This is a genomic window from Mycobacterium sp. ITM-2016-00316, assembly GCF_002968335.2.
Classification (GTDB): Bacteria; Actinomycetota; Actinomycetes; order Mycobacteriales; family Mycobacteriaceae; genus Mycobacterium.
Genome location: NZ_CP134398.1, coordinates 349,609 through 369,035, shown reverse-complemented (window position 1 = coordinate 369,035; position 19,427 = coordinate 349,609). Strand labels below are relative to the sequence as shown.

The 19,427-nt window shown below is 65.1% G+C and carries 17 protein-coding genes and 1 pseudogene; 8 read left to right on the top strand and 10 right to left on the bottom strand.

Annotation, left to right across the window (positions count from 1 at the left end):
- The first annotated feature begins 2 nt into the window (after positions 1–2).
- Entirely contained in the window at positions 3–1,829 is a 1,827-nt protein-coding gene (locus tag C6A86_RS01635; RefSeq protein ID WP_233212999.1) for a hypothetical protein, read from the top strand.
- 41 nt (positions 1,830–1,870) lie between these two features.
- Here the strand turns inward: C6A86_RS01635 and C6A86_RS01630 are convergent, their stop codons facing one another.
- Together C6A86_RS01630 and C6A86_RS01625 are read right to left on the bottom strand one after the other, a co-directional pair.
- Positions 1,871–2,761 (bottom strand): NAD(P)-dependent oxidoreductase, encoded by an 891-nt coding sequence (locus C6A86_RS01630; RefSeq protein WP_105363250.1) that lies wholly within the window; start codon positions 2,759–2,761, stop codon positions 1,871–1,873.
- 9 nt (positions 2,762–2,770) lie between these two features.
- Positions 2,771–3,162: pseudogene (locus tag C6A86_RS01625) on the bottom strand (carboxymuconolactone decarboxylase family protein).
- Positions 3,163–4,044: 882 nt separating this feature from the next.
- Here C6A86_RS01625 and C6A86_RS01620 point away from each other — a divergent pair.
- A complete protein-coding gene (locus C6A86_RS01620; protein WP_105363252.1) occupies positions 4,045–4,599 on the top strand; it encodes a TetR/AcrR family transcriptional regulator in 555 nt (184 codons plus the stop codon).
- Here C6A86_RS01620 and C6A86_RS01615 read toward each other — a convergent pair whose 3' ends face one another.
- The gene (locus C6A86_RS01615; protein ID WP_105363253.1) at positions 4,600–5,673 is read right to left on the bottom strand and encodes a dihydrodipicolinate reductase; all 1,074 of its coding nucleotides are present in this window, start codon (positions 5,671–5,673) and stop codon (positions 4,600–4,602) included.
- Between the two features lie 153 nt (positions 5,674–5,826).
- Between C6A86_RS01615 and C6A86_RS01610 the strand changes: the two genes are divergently transcribed.
- The 3 genes from C6A86_RS01610 to C6A86_RS01600 are packed head-to-tail and all read left to right on the top strand — an operon-like array spanning position 5,827 to position 8,408.
- On the top strand, positions 5,827–6,690 hold the full coding sequence (locus C6A86_RS01610) for an SDR family NAD(P)-dependent oxidoreductase (protein WP_105363254.1): 864 nt from the start codon (positions 5,827–5,829) through the stop codon (positions 6,688–6,690).
- Positions 6,656–7,774 carry a dihydrodipicolinate reductase gene (locus tag C6A86_RS01605; RefSeq protein WP_105363255.1) on the top strand — a complete coding sequence of 373 codons (1,119 nt, stop codon included), beginning with the start codon at positions 6,656–6,658 and terminating at the stop codon, positions 7,772–7,774. Before C6A86_RS01610 ends, C6A86_RS01605 begins: the two co-directional genes overlap by 35 nt.
- A 10-nt stretch (positions 7,775–7,784) precedes the next feature.
- The gene (locus C6A86_RS01600; protein WP_105363256.1) at positions 7,785–8,408 is read left to right on the top strand and encodes a TetR/AcrR family transcriptional regulator; all 624 of its coding nucleotides are present in this window, start codon (positions 7,785–7,787) and stop codon (positions 8,406–8,408) included.
- A 34-nt stretch (positions 8,409–8,442) separates the two neighbouring features.
- Here the strand turns inward: C6A86_RS01600 and C6A86_RS01595 are convergent, their stop codons facing one another.
- Genes C6A86_RS01595 through C6A86_RS01580 form a run of 4 tightly spaced genes read right to left on the bottom strand, consistent with a single transcriptional unit; the run spans position 8,443 to position 12,343 of the window.
- The gene (locus tag C6A86_RS01595) at positions 8,443–9,342 is read right to left on the bottom strand and encodes an alpha/beta hydrolase fold domain-containing protein (RefSeq protein WP_105363257.1); all 900 of its coding nucleotides are present in this window, start codon (positions 9,340–9,342) and stop codon (positions 8,443–8,445) included.
- Between the two features lie 12 nt (positions 9,343–9,354).
- Entirely contained in the window at positions 9,355–10,809 is a 1,455-nt protein-coding gene (locus tag C6A86_RS01590) for an aldehyde dehydrogenase (protein WP_105363258.1), read from the bottom strand.
- A gap of 32 nt (positions 10,810–10,841) precedes the next feature.
- Complete coding sequence (locus tag C6A86_RS01585) at positions 10,842–12,122, bottom strand: cytochrome P450 (RefSeq protein ID WP_105363259.1); 1,281 nt, start codon at positions 12,120–12,122, stop codon at positions 10,842–10,844.
- Positions 12,119–12,343: a ferredoxin gene (locus C6A86_RS01580; protein ID WP_233213000.1), complete on the bottom strand. Its 225-nt coding sequence runs from the start codon at positions 12,341–12,343 to the stop codon at positions 12,119–12,121. Before C6A86_RS01580 ends, C6A86_RS01585 begins: the two co-directional genes overlap by 4 nt.
- Positions 12,344–12,551: 208 nt before the next feature.
- On the opposite strand from C6A86_RS01580, the gene C6A86_RS01575 reads away from it, so the two are divergent.
- Entirely contained in the window at positions 12,552–13,394 is an 843-nt protein-coding gene (locus C6A86_RS01575) for a mycofactocin-coupled SDR family oxidoreductase (protein ID WP_105363261.1), read from the top strand.
- A gap of 7 nt (positions 13,395–13,401) precedes the next feature.
- Here the strand turns inward: C6A86_RS01575 and C6A86_RS01570 are convergent, their stop codons facing one another.
- From C6A86_RS01570 to C6A86_RS01560, 3 genes are all read right to left on the bottom strand, one after another.
- Complete coding sequence (locus C6A86_RS01570; protein ID WP_105363262.1) at positions 13,402–14,454, bottom strand: tartrate dehydrogenase; 1,053 nt, start codon at positions 14,452–14,454, stop codon at positions 13,402–13,404.
- Positions 14,451–16,055, bottom strand: a complete 1,605-nt coding sequence (locus tag C6A86_RS01565; RefSeq protein WP_105363263.1) for a DASS family sodium-coupled anion symporter — start codon at positions 16,053–16,055, stop codon at positions 14,451–14,453. The genes C6A86_RS01570 and C6A86_RS01565 overlap by 4 nt, the downstream gene beginning before the upstream one ends.
- A gap of 330 nt (positions 16,056–16,385) precedes the next feature.
- The gene (locus C6A86_RS01560) at positions 16,386–17,528 is read right to left on the bottom strand and encodes an alpha/beta hydrolase (RefSeq protein ID WP_233213001.1); all 1,143 of its coding nucleotides are present in this window, start codon (positions 17,526–17,528) and stop codon (positions 16,386–16,388) included.
- Positions 17,529–17,686: 158 nt separating this feature from the next.
- On the opposite strand from C6A86_RS01560, the gene C6A86_RS01555 reads away from it, so the two are divergent.
- Both C6A86_RS01555 and C6A86_RS01550 read left to right on the top strand, forming a co-directional pair.
- Complete coding sequence (locus C6A86_RS01555; RefSeq protein WP_311100997.1) at positions 17,687–18,583, top strand: helix-turn-helix transcriptional regulator; 897 nt, start codon at positions 17,687–17,689, stop codon at positions 18,581–18,583.
- A 286-nt stretch (positions 18,584–18,869) separates the two neighbouring features.
- On the top strand, positions 18,870–19,133 hold the full coding sequence (locus tag C6A86_RS01550) for a cyclophilin-like fold protein (RefSeq protein ID WP_396834562.1): 264 nt from the start codon (positions 18,870–18,872) through the stop codon (positions 19,131–19,133).
- Positions 19,134–19,427 lie beyond the last annotated feature (294 nt).

The window sequence follows — 19,427 nt, the reverse complement described above, 5'->3', positions numbered from 1 at the left end:
CCATGCTGGCCGGCTGCACCACGGGAACTGACGAAAGTCCGCCTTCAACAGTTTCTTCGGATGTAGAGCCGGTAGCTGTACGCGAGTTGCCCCTTCCCCCCACCGCCCCATCGGCCGTGGCCGGGTCGTGTACCCATCCGGCAGGCTGTATCGATGGCGGGGACGGCGGTATCGCGGAAGGGCCGAGCTACACCCTGGATGGCAAGCACATCCTGCTGCCGATCCGTTACGCAGGCGCTCCGGTCGCGCCCGATCCTCGCCACATCTTCACCGGGGACCAGGTCATCGCCATCAAGACCGATGGAACCACATTCACCGACGGGGAGGCGTGGCGATGCCTGACATGCGGTGTGTCCGATTCTGCCGGTGCAAACCGTCAACCCTCCGGCACCGGTGACATCCTGGTCGACCATCCCCAGACATTTCGCGACGGTACGCGAATGCTGCTCGGCACCAATGTGTTCGACTGCGGTCCGAATCTCATTCTGGACGACGCTTGCACACCGGCTGAGGCCACGATCTACCCGATCTCGCCCCACCGACCGGGCATGATCATGCGCGAGCTCCGGCTGCACCCCGACAACGAGCATCTCGGGTTCAGCGAGCCGAGTCTCGTGAATGGTGTCTTTGTCGATCAGTTCGCGGTGGTGAGTGGACTGAACTTCAACCGTCCGAAAGCCCGATACGAGCTGAGTGATGTCACCTACCTGGTCCCGCGCGAGTCGAACTTTCGCGGGATGGTCGATACCACTCCCGGTGACCCGACTCGTCTGCAGCTGAACGAACCCACCGCGATGATCGGCGAATTTCGCGGCTTCACCCGTGACGGCAAGTCAGCGCTGGGAATAGGGACCTACGACTCGTGGAACTTCGATCTGTTTGTCACAGATCTCAAGAGTGCTGATTCGCAACGCATTTCATATGACGCGGCGTACACCGACCCATCGATAACCTCACCTGACGACGAGTGGGTCGTCTACATGGATGGTCGCGTGAATGATCGCATGCGCTTCGTCGGCGCACTGCCGGGTGTGCCCCCGATCGTTGATCTGGTGAACACCGGGGCGGTGCAATTCTTCTACAACAACGGACACCGTCGATTCTTCCAGCCATTCATAGCAAAAATTGATGACCCCGGTGCCACCCAGCAGCTGAACGCCTGCGATGACGCCACCCCGGGCAGTGGAAGCGTCTGCGACCCGCTGTGGAACGGCCGCGCTGATCCGGCATGGTCTCCAGATGGAACAGCGATCGTCTACTGGCAGGCCATGGTGGTGGCGCCGGCATGTGGTCCGGATCAACCCACCGCGGCGGCGTGCCCGACATCGAAGGAACCTGGCGGGCGGGCCACCAGACTCATGATCGCCGAACTGACCGACCGGAAGCCGCGTGAGGCCCCCGAGCCGCAACCGTTCGACATGGATATTCCCTGGGCCACCCGGGTGCAGCCAGGTCAGCCCCTGCCCGTGCGTCGGCACCTGCCTGCGGGGACCTACACGCTCGACGGGAGCGCGTCAGGCAAGGCGACCGTCACCATCACCGAAAACGCCGACCGGACCGCGATCTCGCGCATCGATGTCGACTATGAGAACTTCAGTCGCGATGGCGCGAACATCGTCAACGGCACTGAATCGGCCACCTCCGCGCCGTATACCTGGCACTCAAACGTGACGCTCAGCGGAGAGCACAACGGGTCGAGGTCGACCACCGGCCCGACCGGTTTCGTGGTGACGCCACCCACGAAACCCGGCGAACGCGCAACGATCACCGGCGAGTTGATCACGGTCCTCGATGGCGAGACGTTCGTATCCCCACGCACCGGACAATGAACGGAACCAATAGATTCAGGTATCGAGACCGCCTTCGGGGGTCATCGATGTCCTCCGACCGTCACGCCGGCAGCTTCTTCGATCGGCTTGATCACCGAGGTGAAATCGGAGTCGGCACCGGTCTCGCGGAGCACCACCTCCCAGAGTCGCTCGACGGCCTCGGCGATCTCAAGTGACAGCCCTGCGGCCTTGGCCTCCTCCACACACAGGCGAACGTCTTTGACCATCAGTCCGGTGGCGAAGCCGTAGTCAAAACTTCGCGGCAGGATGGCCTGCGGGAATTTGTCGCGACTGGCGTGGGTCGCGCCCGAACCGGCGTTGAACACCTCGATCATCACGGCAGGATCCAGACCCGCTTTGACCCCCATCACCACCGCCTCAGAGGTCGCCGCCAACGTGGTTGCTGCCAGTAAGTTGTTGGCCAGCTTCATTGTTTGTGCCGATCCGGACTGTTCGCCGACGACGAATATCCGGCCCAGAGTCTCCAGCGCGAAACGCACGGACTCCACCTCGGCAATGGGGCCCGAGACCATCATGGCCAGCGTGCCGTTGCGGGCGCCGATGACTCCGCCGCTGACCGGACTATCGATCTGAGCGATTCCCCGCTGCGCCAGCGCGCCGGCGATGCGCGCCGCCATTCGTGCTCCCACAGTCGACAGGTCGACGAATCTCTTCACCCGTGAACCGTGGATGAGCCCATCCACGCCAGTGGCCACATCCAGAGATGCCTGTGGCGAAGGCAGGCTGGCCAGGACTGTGTCAGCCCGGTCGGCAACATCGTGCGGTGAGGACGCGGCTTGCGCGCCGAGCGACACCAGCTGACCGGTCACCTCCGAGCGGGCATCGAAGGCCACAACGGTGTGGCCGGCTTGCACGAGGCGCAACGCCATCGGAAAGCCCATGTGGCCCAGCCCGATGAATCCAATGGCCACATTGATCTCCTATTTCTCGGTACTCGGGTCGAGGTCGGCGAAAACCTCACCGGCAATACGGAAGCTGTCGACGGCGGCGGGCACGCCCGCGTAGATCGCCACTTGCAAGAAGACCTCCCGGATTTCAGCACGGGTGACGCCGTTCGTGAGCGCACCCTTGATGTGGGTACGTAACTCGTTGGGCCGGTTGAGGATGGGAAGCATGGCCAGATTGAGCATGCTGCGCGTCTTCAGGGACAGTTCCTCACGACCCATACCGCACCCCAGCAGAACTCGGTTACCAGGTCCTGCAGAGGGCCGCTGAAGTCGTCGGCCGCGGCCAGCGCCTTGTCGACATAGTCCTCACCGACGACGGCTCTGCGGATCTGCAAGCCCTTGTCGTAGGTGTCGCGGTCGGTCATGCCCGGGGCTCGTCACCGGCGGTGGTGGTTCTCTGCGTGGTCTGCTCCGAGGACGCTTCGTGGGGGACCGCCCGATGAGGCATGCCGGTGTTGTCCCGGCGCGACGCTCGCGACTCTTTATCCATCGGATCAGGGTTCACCAGCCGCTGGGCGGCCTCGAAGTTGTGCACCACCCGCGGAGGCTATCGCGTTACACCGAATATGTATACGGCGACGTTTACCAATTGCGGACTGCAACGTGCCCTCGGAACGCGAACACGCCGACGCTGGTTCTCACCCGTGGCGGCATCCAAGCCGCCAGCAGCGGGGTCCTTCCCGTTGCCGAAGTTGATTGCCCTGCAACCAATCTCCGCAAATTCGGCGTTGACCTTCCGGGGCGCCCACGCAATCCCGCTCCGGGGCGCTCAGTAACCAAAGGGGGCTGGGTGGTATCGGTGGTCGCCGATGTGAAGCAGGCTGGCGCGCCTCGACGAAATCGTCGTCGTCGGACACCCTGCGGCCGGGGTCACCGTACCGCGGTGGTCGCCGCATCGGGTTGGGCGCGAGCACGCGAAATGATCCTGGCAGCCGCCTTCGGATCGGTTGATCGGCGAGACCGTCGACCCCGTGGTACTACCCCTGAACTCGTGCGGTCAAGGGTACTGGCACCCAGAGATCGGAGACCAAGAACATCCGTATCGGCCTGGGCTGAGCCCGCCGAGCAGGACTGATCGATCGATCGATCGATCGATCACACTGCTACAATTCGCCATGCCCTACACGCGTCGCAGCGGGTGCCGGCGCGGCCTTTTGTCGCGGGGCGGCTGAGTGGCAAGCGCTCGCACACCCAAATCACCCGATACGGGAGCCCGTTTCAGGCTCATCGAGGCCACCGCGAAACTCATGCGGGACGAGGGATACGCGGCCGCCACGTCTCGTCGGGTCGCTGCGGAAGCCGGCGTCAAGCAGGCGCTGGTCTACTACTACTTCCCCACCATGGACGACCTGTTCGTCGAGGTCCTGCGCGCCGGCGCCGACGCCTCGCTCGAACGAATGCGTGCCGCTCTGATGGACGCGGATCCGTTGCGGATGTTGTGGGAGATGAACAGCGACTCCCGGCTGACCGGCCTCAACACCGAGTTCATGGCACTTGCCAACCATCGCAAGACAATCCGTGCCGAGCTGCGCTCCTATGCCGAACGCGTCCGCGATATCGAGACCGCCGCCGTCACCGTCGCGTTGCGCGCCAGGGGCGTTGATCTCGACAGATTTCCCCCGGTCGCCGTGTCGATGCTCATCGCCCAGACCGCGCGTAGCCTGTGCAACGAGGAAGCGGTCGGCGTGACACTGGGGCATGACGAGATGCGTGCCTTCGTCGACGCCCAACTCGCCGTGTTCGCCGCTGCATCGAGGACACCGCCGGCCGAGGACGCGCAACACCCCGGCGCCGACGGATAGCTACTGTGTGGTGGTTGTCGCCCTGAGCAAGCGTGCCGCGACCACGGGAATGTCGGCGTAGGTGGCGATTCCCGGTGCGGCCGCGCACACCGCGGGGATCGCGTTGATCAGCGGGGCGGCGGTGATCCGCAGGCCGATGCCTCGCATCCGGGAGGGCGTCAGCTCAGCGAGATCTTCGGCTGTCGGCATCAGGTCGACCTTGACGTGCACGCTGGGGTCGCCGACGATGTCGATGCGGTATCCGTGTTCGACGGTCCACGCCGGTTCCAGCAACGGGGTGGCTATCCAGCGTTGGTTCACCGCCAAAACCTCACGGCCACCCGAGGTTCCGTACCACTTGACGTCCATTCCGCCCACGTGGCCGGCCGGTATCGACACCCCGTCGGCGACGACGTCTCTGGTGGCGTGGGCAAAGACGACATCGCAGCAGATCTCGTCGAGATCGATACGCATCAGCTTGGCGAACATGTCGACGGCTTCGGCGAAGACCGCGGTGCCCCGGCGCACGTCATCGGTGTGGGACGGATCATCTTTGGGCCGACCCCAGCCGACGGACTGAAAGTTCGCGTCGCCGATGAATTGTGAGACATCGACGGATTCGGTCATCGAGGCGTGCCGCACATTGGTGGAGATGCCGCTCGATACCGCGGCAATCATCTGGGCATAGCCGGGGTTCATCCCGCTGCCGAAGACGGTCGCCCCACCCTCGCGGGCCGAGGTCTCGATCAGCCTTCGGTCCTCGGGGGCGAGATTGATACCCGTCAGGAACTCGGCACTGGTGACGATGTTGACTCCGGCGCGCAGGATCTGCGCCACCTCTGCGACCTCGAAGTGCAGCGGCGTGTAGACGATGCAATCGGGCGCCAGCGCCAGTAGCGCGCTCACCTCACCGGTTGCGTACACCCCGAGTTCACGGCCGATCCCGCACAAGGTTCCGACATCCATGCCTGCCTTCTCCGGTGAGTACGCGTACGCGCCGACCAAGGTGAGGTCGGGGCGCGCCAACGTGGCCTTCACCGCTTCGCCGGCGACGTTACCGGTGGTCCACTGAGCCACCCGCAGCGTGTTGCTCATCGTTGCCCTTTCGACGTACGCCGCGGTGACCGATTCCGCACGTAGATAAAAATAACAGATGTAATGTTTTGAGATATCGGATCCGGCCGCTTCGGTGTCGGTGCATCACGTGCTGCCGCCCGATCTTCGGTACACACAGAGACGAGTGCGCACATGGCTGAACTGGACGGAAAAGTCGCGATTGTCACCGGCACGAGCCGTGGCGTCGGGGTGGGCATCGCCCACGAACTCCTGCGGGCCGGGGCGACGGTGATCGGCTGCTCGCGGGCACCGATGGACGCATTACCCGGCACCGAGAACGATTCGGCCTGGGCCGGACGATCCGCACAGATGGTCTGCGACCAAGCCGATTACCGGGCCATCGACGCCTTCGTCACGCAGGTCGTCGACACCCACGGCCGCATCGACATCTTGGTCAACAATGCCGGAGGCACCGTCCCGTCACCCTCGGTGGATGCCGTGCCCAGCCTGGTGTCGCGCATCCAAGGCGCTCCCGCCAGCGATGACGACTTTGAGCGCAGCGTGCTGTTCCACGCGTTCGCCGTGCAGATGAACCTGATCAGCCCGCTCTGGTTCGCCATCCGCGCCTATCGGCAGATGAAGACGCAGGAGGGGACCGGTTGCATCATCAACATCTCCAGCGGGGCCGGTCACGCCGCAGGCTCGCCCACCCTGGTGTCCTATGGCGCAGCCAAGGCAGGCCTCAACCAGATGACACGGTCGCTGGCCCAGGAGTGGGGCCCGGCGACGCGGGTGAACTGTGTCGCGCTCGGGCCCACCGTCACCGAGAACTTCCAGTCCTTCGTACTGCCCAAGGATGATCCGGACGGCGAGCAGTACTTCGACCCCATTCCGCTCAAGCGCGGCGGTCAACCCGCCGAAGTGGGCCGTACCTGCGTGTTCCTCGCCTCCGGGGCAGCGGACTACATCAACGGCACCACCATCGAGATGGACGGCGGCATGCTCCCCGGCGTTCTCTACGATGCCGGCCTCAAGACCATCACCGACCTACTCTGAAGGAAAGACATTGACCCGCCGCGTCATTCAATTCTCCACCGGTAACGTCGGAATCCACGCGCTCCGGACGATCATCGGGCGCCCGGATCTCGAACTCGTCGGGGTGCACGCCGCATCGCCGGACAAAGTCGGGCTCGATGCCGCAGATCTCTGCGGCATCACCACGCCCACCGGAGTGATCGCGACATCCGACATCGACGAACTCGTTGCGCTGCAGGCCGACTGCGTCGTCTACACCTCTCAAGCGGAGACACGCCCACACGAGGCCATGGCCGATCTGATCCGCTTCCTGAGTGCCGGGACGAACGTCGTCGGCACCTCCTTCGTCTGGCTGGTCGCACCAGAGTTCACCGACGAATGGCTGCGTGCACCACTGCAGCAGGCGTGCCGGGAGGGCAACTCGACACTCTACGTCAACGGTATCGATCCGGGCTTCTCCGGGGACACCCTGGTGTATGCGGCATTGAGCCTTGCCGGGCGGGCCACCGCAATCACCGTGCAGGAAATCTGCGAGTACGGCAGCTACGATGACGCCGAATTCACCGGTGTGAGCTTCGGTTTCGGCACCGAGCCCGAACACGAACCGATCCTTTTCGCGCCCGGCGTACTGGCGTCGATGTGGGGGATCCAGGTGCGCAGCCTGGCCCGCGACCTCGGCGTGACACTCGACGAAGTACGCGAACGGCACGAAAAATGGGTCACTGCGGTACCGATCTCCACCACGATGATGGACGTCGCGCCCGGCCGGGTGGCCGCGGTCCGGTTCGGTGTCGAAGGCCTGCGCGACGGCGAGGTCATCATCACCATGGAGCATGTCAACCGACTGACAGCGGCCGATGCACCGGAATGGGCCTATCCCCCGGACGGTAGACCGGGCGTACACCGCGTCACCGTCGAGGGTGATCCCGGCATCCGGATCGACACCCATGTCGGCGGGTCCGGAGTCGACCACAACATCGGCGGTGTCGTCGCCACCGCTGCCCGCGCGGTCAACGTCATCGATGCGGTGTGCCGCGCCCCCGCCGGTATCCTCGCCGCCCACGAGCTGCGCCCCCTCGACCATCTACCGGGCACGATGTGGTGACATAGGGCCCATGGCAGGCTCTCCAGCGCCCCGGCGACCGCCCGGTGGCAACCAGGAACGCGCCGAGCGCACCCGCCGAGCCGTCATCGACGAAACGGTGCGCTACATCCTCGACGAAGGCTTCGCCGCACCGAGCGTGCGGCGCATCACCGAGCGCGCGGGCCTCACCTGGGGGGTGGTGCAGTACCACTTCGGCGACCTCGGTGGACTACTCATGGCGGTGGTCGACCAGGGCATCACCGAACTCACCGAGGCACTCGAAAGGTTGCGCCACGAAACCGCAAACCTGCCCACCGAGCACCGCACCGAGGTCGTCGTCGACGCGCTGTGGCGGGCCTTCTCCAGCCCCACCTCCATGGCCGCGCTCGAAATCCTCATCTCCACCCGCGCGGCGCGCGACAGTGCGGTCAACGCTCAACTGTCCGACACCATGCGCCAATTCACCGAACTCGGCCGGCATCTCGGCGAAGACCTCGACGCGCCGCAGGCCACCGAGATCGGAAACCTCATCTGGGCGACACTACGGGGAATAGTGCTCGCCCAGATGGTTTCCCCGCAGCCACTCGACACCAGCAGGGATCGAAGAACACTGGTCGACGTGCTCAACACCTACATCCGCGCGCAGCGCACATGATCCGGCGCGACGCATGCGCAGCGCTTCGGCGCGACTACACCGCCAACCGCTCGCGCAACCAGATGCGCTGAGCGTGAACGAACTTGCGGGCGACACGGGCCTTCGGTGCGACAGCGTCGAACCCGTGGAAGGCCCCCGGCACGGTGCACACCTGGGCGCATACACCCGAGGCCCTCAGCCGCTCGCCGTAGCGCACCGCCTCGTCGTGGAGCACATCGAGGGTGCCCACGCCGATCCAGGCCGGCGCCAGCCCGCTCAGATCACCGCGCCGCGCCGGCGCCACCGTGTCTGCGGCGACGCCGCCGAGGTAGGCAGACCATGCCAGCCGGTTACTCGTCGCGTTCCAGAGCCGGCGCGCCGCGCGATGCGGATCTGCGTGCAGGCCGGTCCGGTCATCCAGCATCGGGTACACGAGAAGTTGTGCGGCCAAGCTGATCTCGCCACGATCCCGGGCCAGTAGCGCCAGTGCAGCGGCAAGCCCTCCGCCCGCGCTGGCACCGCCCACCGCCAGTCTCACCGGGTCCACATCGGGGTGATCCGACAGCCAGACCAACGCCTCGTAGCAGTCGTCGAGAGCGGCCGGATAGGGGTGGGCCGGAGCCAACCGATAATCGACCGCCGCCACCGTCGCCTCGGTCTCGGCGGCCAGGCGGGCGCACAAGGCGTCGTCCATCCGCGCGTCACCGAGCATGAAACCGCCACCGTGAATCCACAGCAGCGCGCTGCCGTTGTCGCCGTATGGCGGCCGGAACACCCGCACTGTCACACCGGAGCCCATCACCGCGGTGCTCACGCCGGGCGGAGGTCGGTGCACCCGGATGGGGGGAAGCCGCTGGAACACCGGCAACGTCAACGGCGTCACCAGTGTCCGGGGCAGCATCCTGGCGTACCGCCTGAGTTCGGGGTGAAATTCCTCCTCGGCGCCGCGCAGCATCAACACAGCGCACTACAACTGGGTGTAGACGGCTTTGGTGTGCAGATAGCTCTCGATCCCTTCCCGGCCCCATTCATAACCCCACCCGGACTGCTTGTACCCGCCGAAGGGCATGGCGGGATCGAAGACCATCTGGCAATTGAGTGACACCGTTCCGGACTGCAACCTCTTTGCCAGCCGATGGGCACGGCCGATCTCCCGTGTCCACACGGTCGCGGCCAGCCCGTAGTCGGAGTTGTTGGCCAGCGCCACTGCCTCGTCGTCATCGTCGAACGGCAGGACGGTGACGACGGGCCCGAAGATCTCTTCCTGATAGAGCCGCATCTGCGGATCAACGCCGGCCAGGACGGTGGGGTGCACGAAGTATCCCCGTCGGTCCAACCGGTGACCGCCCGTGACGATCTCGACACCGTCCCGCTTACCCTCGTCGATGAATCCCATGACCCGATTGAGCTGCTTGCCACTGATCAGGGGGCCGATGAGCGCATTCTCGTCCTTGGGTCCGCCGAGCTGCAGCGAATTCGCTATGCCCGCAATCCCTTCCACCACCTGTTCGTACACACCCCGTTGCACGAAAACGCGGGAGCCCGAGATACACCCCTGCCCGGAGTGGATGAAAATTCCCATCGCCGCCATGGTGATCGCCATGTTCAAATCGGCGTCGTCATAGATGAGTACCGGCGATTTGCCGCCCAGTTCCAAGGTGACGCGCTTGAGGTTGCCCGTCGACGCGGCGACGATGCGCTTGCCGATCTCGGTCGATCCGGTGAAGGCGATCTTCTCGACGTCGGGGTGCTCGGTCAGTGCCGCACCGGCGGTGTGCCCGTAACCCGTCACCAGGTTCACCACACCGTCGGGCACTCCCGCCGCACCGAGGATCCGCATCAGCAGCAGTGCCGACAGCGGCGTCTCCTCGGCCGGTTTGACCACGCTGCTGCACCCGGCCGCCAGGGCGGGAGCCAGTTTGGTGCATGCGTTGAAAACCGGTCCGTTCCAGGGAAATATGAGCCCGACGACGCCGTAGGGTTCCTTGAGGGTGTAGCCGTGCATCGTCGAGTGGGCGCCGGTGATACCACCGGTCATCTGGATATCGTGCGCTATCCCGTTGACCTTGGTGCACCATCCGGCGTAGTACCGGAAGATGTCGGCACCCGTGGCCATGATCATGTGCGCCTGGTTGTAGGGCATGCCGGTGTTCAGCGAGTCGATCTGCGCGAGGTCCTCGGCATGCTCGTCGATCAGGTCCGCGATCCGCCACATCACCTTGGCACGCTCGTTACCCGGCTTGCCCCGCCACACTTCCGCTTCGAATGACGCCCGGGCCCGTGCGACGGCGTCGTCCACGGCCGCGGCGCCTCCGTCGGTGAACTCGGCGATCTGCTCCTCGGTGGCCGGGTCGATCACAGGGATCAGATCCCCCGCGCCCGGTCGCTCGCGTAGCTCGTCGAGCACTGCCTGCAACGTCATTCGTGGCCCTCTCCTCGTGTGCGGCGTGCTCGTCAGGCCGACGGTGTGTACTCGATGCGCAACTGCGTCAGGCCCCGCAGCAAAAAGGTGGGTTCGTAGGTGTAGTCGCGCCGGTCCGCCGGGCCGTGCACCGATTCGTCGATGCGGATGTCGCTCATGCGGTCCAACATTCGGCGCACGGTGATCTGGCCCTCCACCCGAGCCAGCGGGGCGCCGGCGCAGGTGTGGATTCCCCGGCCGAACGCGATGTGCTCACGCACGTTCTTGCGGTCGGGCCGGAACTCGTGCGGGTCCTCGAACTTCCGGGGGTCCCGGTTGGCCGCACCCAGGCAGAGCATGACGATGGTGCCGGCCGGCAGGTGCACACCACCGAGCGTGGTGGTCTTGCGGACCAGCCGGAAGTCGATCTTGGTCGGGGAATGCATCCGCAGCGCTTCCTCGATGAATGTCGGGATTCCCCCCGGGTTCTCACGAAGCATCTTCTGGTACTCCGGCCGGTCGCCGAGGGTCTGCACCGCGGCGCTGAGCAGCTTGGTCACGGTCTCCTGGCCGGCGGCGAACAGGAACGTCGCCGGTTTGGCCACCTCGATCAGTTCCGGCGTCGACCCGTCCGGGTAGACCGCGGTGGCCATTCCCGACAGCACGTCATCCTGCGGCGCCCGGCGGCGTTCGGCGAGGTACCCGACGAACTTGTCGTCGAGGTATTGCAGCGGGTCCAGACCCACCGGCTCGCCGTCGAGCGCGCCCACCCGATTACCTTCGGGGCGTTCGGCGCCGAGTGCGGCGAGGAACTCGGGACGGTCCTCGGCGGGCACCCCGAGCAGGTCGATGATCGCCGACGTGGCGAACGGCTTGGCGTACTCGGTGAGGAACTCGCACCGACCCTTGTCGATGATGGCGTCGATGGAGCTGTCCACCAACTTCCACATGTACTCTTCGTTCTCTTTGAGCCGCCGGGGCGTGAGCAGCTTGCTCAGCAGTGAGCGCGCCTTCTCGTGAGCCGGCGGGTCCATGACCACCATGTGCTCATAGATCGGAAACAGGTGCCGGTGCGCCTCGATCTGTTCACTGATGTCGTCACCCTCGGGTGTGAACGGTAGCGGCGGGAACGGGCCGCCGATGGCATTGACCGCCGAGAACGATTCGTGGTCCTTGAACGCCGCCATCACTTCCTGATAGCCCGTCACTGCGTAGACACCGAAGTGCGGCTCGCGGGTCACCGGGCCTTGCTCACGCAGATAATCCCAATATTCGTAGGGGTTCTGGCTGACGTCCGGGTCGGCGAAGAAGTTGACGGTTGCGAGATCGGTCATGGGACGGGTTGTCCTTTCGGGTCGTCGATGAGGCTGATCGCCCCGCGTGGGCAGGCGTCGATGGCTGCGGTGACCTGCTCCCACAGTTCGTCGGCGGGCTGTCGGACGCATTCGGCGACATCATCATCGGAGAGATCGAAGACCTCGGGAGCCGATTCGAGGCAGAGCGCATGCCCCTCGCACAGCCGCGGGTCGACCCATAGTTGTTTCCGCCCCGTCACGTCCTGCCACCTGCCTGCACCGGGATCCACCATCCTTGATCGATCGATCAGTCAACTAGTGCGCCATGCTTATCACGGAGCACAACGGTCGGTCAACGCCTGAATCGACTCTCATCGTGCGCCGGTTGACACTCTTCCAGATCGATGCCAGTGTTCCTGATCGATCGATAAAACTGATCGATCGGCCGAACAGAATCGAGGTGGCCACATGGGTACAGGTCGAGTCGAGGGCAAAGTCGCCTTCATCACCGGCGCCGCACGCGGGCAGGGACGCAGTCACGCGGTGCGACTGGCCGAGGAAGGCGCCGACATCATCGCGGTGGATGTCTGCGGCCCGATCAGCGCCGACAGCCAGATCGCACCATCGACCCCCGACGATCTGGCGCAGACCGCCGACCTGGTGAAGGGCCTGAATCGCCGGATCGTCACCGCCCAGGTCGACGTCCGCGACTTCGATGCCCTGCAGGCGGCGGTGGACAGCGGAGTGGAACAGTTGGGCCGCCTCGACATCATCGTCGCCAACGCCGGCATCGGCAACGGCGGGCAGACGCTGGACAAGACCAGCGAAGCCGACTGGGACGATATGATCGGCGTCAACCTCTCCGGGGTGTGGAAGTCGGTCAAAGCCGCCGTCCCGCATCTGATCTCCGGCGGCCACGGTGGCTCGATCGTGCTGACCAGCTCGGTCGGTGGTCTCAAGGCCTACCCCCACACCGGGCACTACATCGCCGCCAAGCACGGTGTCATCGGCCTCATGCGTACCTTCGCCGTGGAACTCGGCCAGCATTCCATCCGCGTCAACGCCGTCTGTCCCACCAACGTGAATACGCCCATGTTCATGAACGAAGGAACGATGAAGCTGTTCCGCCCCGATCTGGAGAACCCGGGCCCCGACGATCTCGCCGTCGCAGCGCAGTTCATGCACGTCCTGCCGGTCGGCTGGGTCGAGCCCGTCGATATCAGCAATGCCGTGTTGTTCCTGGCATCCGATGAATCTCGCTACGTGACAGGCCTTCCCGTGACCGTGGACGCCGGGAGCATGCTCAAGTAGGGCAACGTCACGGCAGCGCGGCGATGAGCGCCGCGGTCACCTCGGCGGTCGACGCCGTCCCCCCGAGATCGCCGGTGCGGGTGGTCGGGTCGGCGAGGGTGGTGGTCACGGCGGTCATCACATCCTCGGCCGCGCCGGGGTGACCGAGATGGTCGAGCATCAGCGCGGCCGACCAGACCGCGCCGACCGGGTTGGCGATACCCCGTCCGGCGATATCAGGCGCGGATCCGTGTACGGGCTCGAACATCGACGGGTTCTCCTTCGTCGGATCCAGGTTGGCCGAGGGTGCTATGCCGATCGAGCCCGCCACAGCGGCGGCCAGGTCGGAGAGGATGTCGCCGAACAGGTTCGACGCCACCACCACATCGAAACGCTGCGGCTGCAACACGAACTTCGCCGCCAACGCGTCAATGTGCTCGCTGTCCAGGCGCACCTCGGGGTAGTGCGCCGCACGTTCGGCGACGACCTCGTCCCAGAACGGCAGGGTGTGCACGATGCCGTTCGACTTCGTCGCCGACGTGACGTACTTGCCACGCGACATGGCGAGCTCGAACGCGAAGTCCGCGATCCGGCTGACCCCGACCCGGGTGAACACCGATTCCTGGACGGCCATTTCGTCGGGGAATCCGCGGTTCAGCCGGCCACCGACCTCGCTGTACTCCCCCTCGACGTTTTCCCGGACGACGACGAAGTCGACGTCGTCGGCGTCGCGCAATGGGCTCCGCACCCCGGCGAAGACCTTGATCGGCCGCAGGTTGACGTACTGCCGAAAGGCCCGGCGGATCGGGATCAGCAAGCCCCACAGCGAGACATGGTCGGGCACCCCGGCCCAGCCGACCGCGCCCAGGAAGATCGCGTCGAACTCGCGCAGTGTCTCGATACCGTCGTCGGGCATCATCGTGCCCTCGCGCTCGAAGCGTTGACAGGACCAGTCGAACCCCTGATAGCTCAACGTGATCCCGTGCCGCGCGCAGACCGCGTCCAGCACGGCGCGGGCAGCATCGACCACCTCGACACCGATGCCGTCACCCGGGATGACCGCGATGCGCTGCGCGCTCATGCGCCGAGTCCCAGCACCGCGACCATCGCCGGCAGGAGCAGCACGATGAGGATCGCTCCGGCGATGTCGAAGGTCACCCCGGACCGGATCATCGTCGTGATGGGCACCGCTCCGGACCCGTAGACGATCGCGTTCTGCGGGGTGGAGACCGGCAGCATGAACCCGAAGGACGCCGCGAAGGTGGCGGCCAGCGCGGGCACGAAGGGGTTGACGCCGGCGGCGACCGCGATCGGGATGATGATCGGCACCACGACCGCGGCGGAGGCGGTGTTGCTGGTCGTCTCGGAGACCACGATGGCCAGCAGCACCGCGAAGATCGTGATGGCCACGACGCTGGTGAGCCCCAGCGAATCGGCCACCGAATTACCGATGGTCTCGGCGAGCCCGGTGTCGGCCAGCAGCGACCCGAAGATGATGCCGGTGCCGAACAATACGATCGTGCCCCAGTCGATGGCCGCGGCATCCTTCCACCGCAGCGTGAACTCGCGCTGCTGCCAGTCGGTGGGGAGCAGGAAAAGCAGCGCCGCACCGAACACCGCGACCGTTCCCTCGTCCAGGCGGTCGCTGACGGCGGTGTACACGTCGGAATCGTTGCCGAAGACCAGCGCGAAGACACCGGGCAGGATCCACAGCGACACCGTCACACCGAACGCGACCAACGTGTTCTTCTCGGCCCGGGTCAGATTCCCCATCTCGGCGCGTTGTTCGGCGATGTACTCCGACACCCCCTCGATCCGTTTGAGCTCGGGCTTGTTCAGCGAGATCAACACGATCGCCAGCACCAGGAACATCGCCAGGCAGATGGGTGCGGCCATGACCATCCACTGCCCGAAACTGATCTTCTCGCCGGTGGCCTCTTCGATGAGTCCGCGACCGATCAGGTTGGGCGGACTTCCGACGGGGGTCAGGAGCCCACCGACACTGGCCGAGTAGGCGAGCATGAGCATCAGCGCGGCGCCGACCTTCAGCCGCAGCGGGTCGAAGTCGTCCGCGACTTTCCCCTGCACCTGCAGGATTTTCGCGATGACGCCGAGGATCCCGATCGCGGTGGGCAGCAGCATCGCGACCGTCGCGGTGTTGGACACGAACGCCGACAGCAGACAGGTGATGGCGCCGAACGCGATGATCACACCGGTGGTCGACTGCCCCACCCGGGGAAGCGCGAGGATCCGGAAGGCAAACCGACGAGCCAGTCCGTGCTTGAGCATCGCCTGGGCGAGGATGAACGCACCGATGAAGGTGAAGACCGTCGATGAACCGAACGGCCCGAGCACGTCGTCGGCCGGCGCGACGCCCAGGAAGACGATGACGGCGACGCCCAGCAGTCCGCCGATCGGGATGGGGACGGCCTCGGTCACCCAGAGCACGATGACGCCCAGCAGTACCCCCGCCAGTGTCTGCTGCTGGGGCGGGATGCCCATGGGCAGCACGAGGAAGACGATGGCCACCACCGGCGCGAGGAACAGGCCGACCGTGCGCCGCCCCTTCTCGAAGCGCTCCTCGCCCGGGCTGAGCCGCTGTTCTCCGAGACTGCGGTAGGTCGATCCCCCCATCAGGGCATCGTCGACGTCGGTCTTCTTTGCCGTGTGTTCTGTGGTCATGGCCGCTCCCCCGCACCGAGCCCACGCCGTGTGACGCAGGTCACCGAACCTGATTCCTCAGTGGTGCCCGTTCTGGGCGCGCGGTAACCGTGATTGCGTCAATCAGCGGCCAGAATCCGATCGGCCAACTGAACGTTCTCTCCAGGCATGGCCGATATCACGAGGTCAGCCTGATCTCATGATCAGCACAGCCGGTTGTACGGTCGACCTCTGGATTCCGACCAACAAGATCCCGGCCGACTACGACATGGTGCACACCGAGCCCCGGCGAGATTGCCTCGAGCGATTGTGCCTTGCGTTCCACATAGGCGGTCGGTTCCGACACGGCGGTCACCCCTGCGGGTTCAAACTGTTCTGGAAGAAGGTGGCCAACGTGTCGAACGGGATGAGGTCGACGCGGTCGTAGAGGTCGACGTGGCCCGCGCCCGGGATCGTCACCAGTTGCTTGGGTTCGACGGCGAGTTGGTATGCCTGGTCGCTGAACTCGCGGGAGTGGGCCTGATCGCCGGTGATGAACAGCATCGGCCGCGGGGAGATCGTCTCGATGTCCTCGAACGGGTAGAAGTTCATGAATCGGACGTTGCTGCTCAGCGTCGGCTGAGTGCTGGTGGCAGGGCTGTTGCCCCGGGCGGTGCGGTAGAAGTCGTAGAACTCCCGATCGATCGGCGTCGACTGGTCGGTCAGCTCGAACGGCGTACCGCCGATGTATTCGGTTTTCCCACCGGCGAATTCAACGTCCCGTTGTTGCGCGGCCAGGGCAAGCGCCTGCTGCCGCATCTCGGGAGTCATCGCACCGCGCAGTCCATTGCGGTTCACGCCACCCATGTCATACATGCTGACCGTGGCCACGGCCTTGATCCGAGGGTCGATCTTGGCGGCACTGATGACAAAACTCCCGCTGCCGCACACTCCGAGCGCGCCGATACGTTCGGAGTCGACGAAGGATTGAGTGCGTAGGTAATCGACCGCGGCGCTGAAGTCCTCGGTGTAAACATCGGGGGCAACCAGGTTGCGTGGTTGCCCCTCGCTCTCACCCCAGTAAGACAGATCTAGAGACAGGGTGACGAAGCCCCGCTCGGCGAGCTTGGTGGCGTAGAGGTTGGCACTCTGCTCCTTGACCGCCCCCATGGGATGCCCGACGACCATCGCCGGATTCTTCGCGTTGCGATCCATGTCGTTGGGCACGAACAGGTTCCCGGTGACGCCCATCTGGTACTGGTTCTTGAATGTCACTTTCTGCACGGTGACCTGATCGCTGGTGTAGAAGTTGTCCGCACCGTTGGATGTGTCCCCGGTGGCAAGGCTGGTCGCTGGCTGAGTCGGCGACGGCGACGAGGTTGCGGTGCCGCGTTCCGCAGGTGCACATGCCGTGGTGGCCAGTACGCCCAGCGCGACCGCGCTGCCGGCCATCTGCATGAGCGCGCGACGGCGACTGCTTGCCGGTCGGTTTGATTTCTCCAGTGCCGTGTTCATTCAAGTTCTCCTGAGTGGTTTCGTACGGAAGGACCGGCTGCCATAGCCGTCGCCATGAAGTTCAGAGAACACGGCCGCTGGATGGCCTGGGAGTCTCTGAGGAAGGGTGTACCGACAGTGCATCCCATGTCGGCAAACTCCCTCGTACCGTGGTCGATATGAACAACCGAGCCGAGGTCCGCGAGTTGCTGATGTCGCGCCGGGCGAAGATCACGCCGCAGCAGGCGGGTTTACCCGAGTTCGGCAACCGCAGGGTGCCGGGATTGCGCCGTGGGGAGGTGGCCTCACTTGCCGGCGTCAGCATCGAGTACTACAGCAAGCTCGAACGCGGCAGCCTCGCCGGTGTTTCGGCGTCCATCCTCGATGCCATCGCGCGGGCGCTACAACTCGACGATGCCGAACGGGCCCATCTGTTTCACCTGGCGCACGCCGCCGATGGGACCAGCGCGGGCATGCGCCCACGACGGCGACCGGCCAAGCGATGGGCCCCGAGGCCCAGTTTGCAATGGGCGCTCGACAAGTTCACAGCCCCAGCCATTGTCCGCAATGGCCGGATGGACCTGCTGGCCGTCAATCATCTCGGCCGCGGTATGCATTCGTCCTTGTACGACAGCGACCCCACCAGCCCTCCGAACTTCGCGCGTTTCACCTTCCTGCATGAGGATTCGCGCCGTTTCTACCCGCACTGGGACGAGGCCGCCGACATCTGCGTGGCCATCCTGCGCACCGAGGCCGGCCGTGACCCGCACGACGGCCAGCTTCAGGACCTGGTCGGCGAATTATCCACCCGCAGCGAGGATTTCCGGCGCCGTTGGGGTGCACACGACGTCCGCACTCACGGAGCAGGAGCCAAGTCGTTTCACCACGACGTAGTCGGCGACCTGGAACTGTTCTACGAGAGCGTCGACATGATCTCCGATCCTGGGTTGACGCTGACACTTTACGTCGCCGAACCTGCCTCGCCGACCGAGCACGCACTGGACCTACTTGCGTCATGGACCGCGGAGCAGGTGCCCGGCGCGGCCGTCGCAGAAGATACCAGGAGGTTGACATGAGATTCCCGGCTTGGAGCCAAGGCCGTTGGCCGACCGTCCTGCGCACCGCCGGGATCGTTCACGTCGCATGTAGCGCAATGCTGTTGGCATCGTGCGGTGGGCAAACGGAACGCGGCGAGACCCCCTCCGCCACAGCCACTGATACCGGCCCGGCAGAAAGATCGGCTGCGCCGATAAGTACCCCAACCGACACTGCTCCGCAGTTTCGCGTCCTGATCGGTGACACCACGCTTACCGGACGCCTCTTCGACAACGCGACCGCTGAGACTTCGCGTCGCAGCTGCCGATGACTCTGACCTTCGCCGACCTGCACGGTGTGGAGAAGGGCGCACCGCTCCCCCGAAAACTGTCGGTGGACGGAATGCCGGAAGGCGACGACCCGCAGGTCGGCGATCTGGGCTATTGGGCGCCTGACGGCAACCTGGTGCTGTATTACGGCAAGGTCGGCTACTGGACCGGCATCATGCGCGTCGGCCGCATCGACGGGGACATGCAGGCCGTCGCCGCCCTGTCCGGCGACTTCGACGCGACCGTCGACCTCGTCCAGTAGAGCCGCAGCAAGGGAAGAGCGACGACAACCCGTCCTGCGGTGACTGTGCCACCGACGAAGGTTCGGCGGTTGATTCGCGTTCGCGGTTCGGTCCGCGGACCGTTGGATTCGCCCTCAGCCATGAGAATTCCTGTCGTCTCGCTTGCACACCGGTCGTAGCACCACGTAGCCACATCCCGTTGCGTAGGAATGTTGCACAGCTATTTCATACCCGCCGGGATCCGGCTTTGGGATGCACTGTCAGTACACCCCTCAGGCGGGTGCCGGTCGACCCCGCAACCCGAACACCAAGGA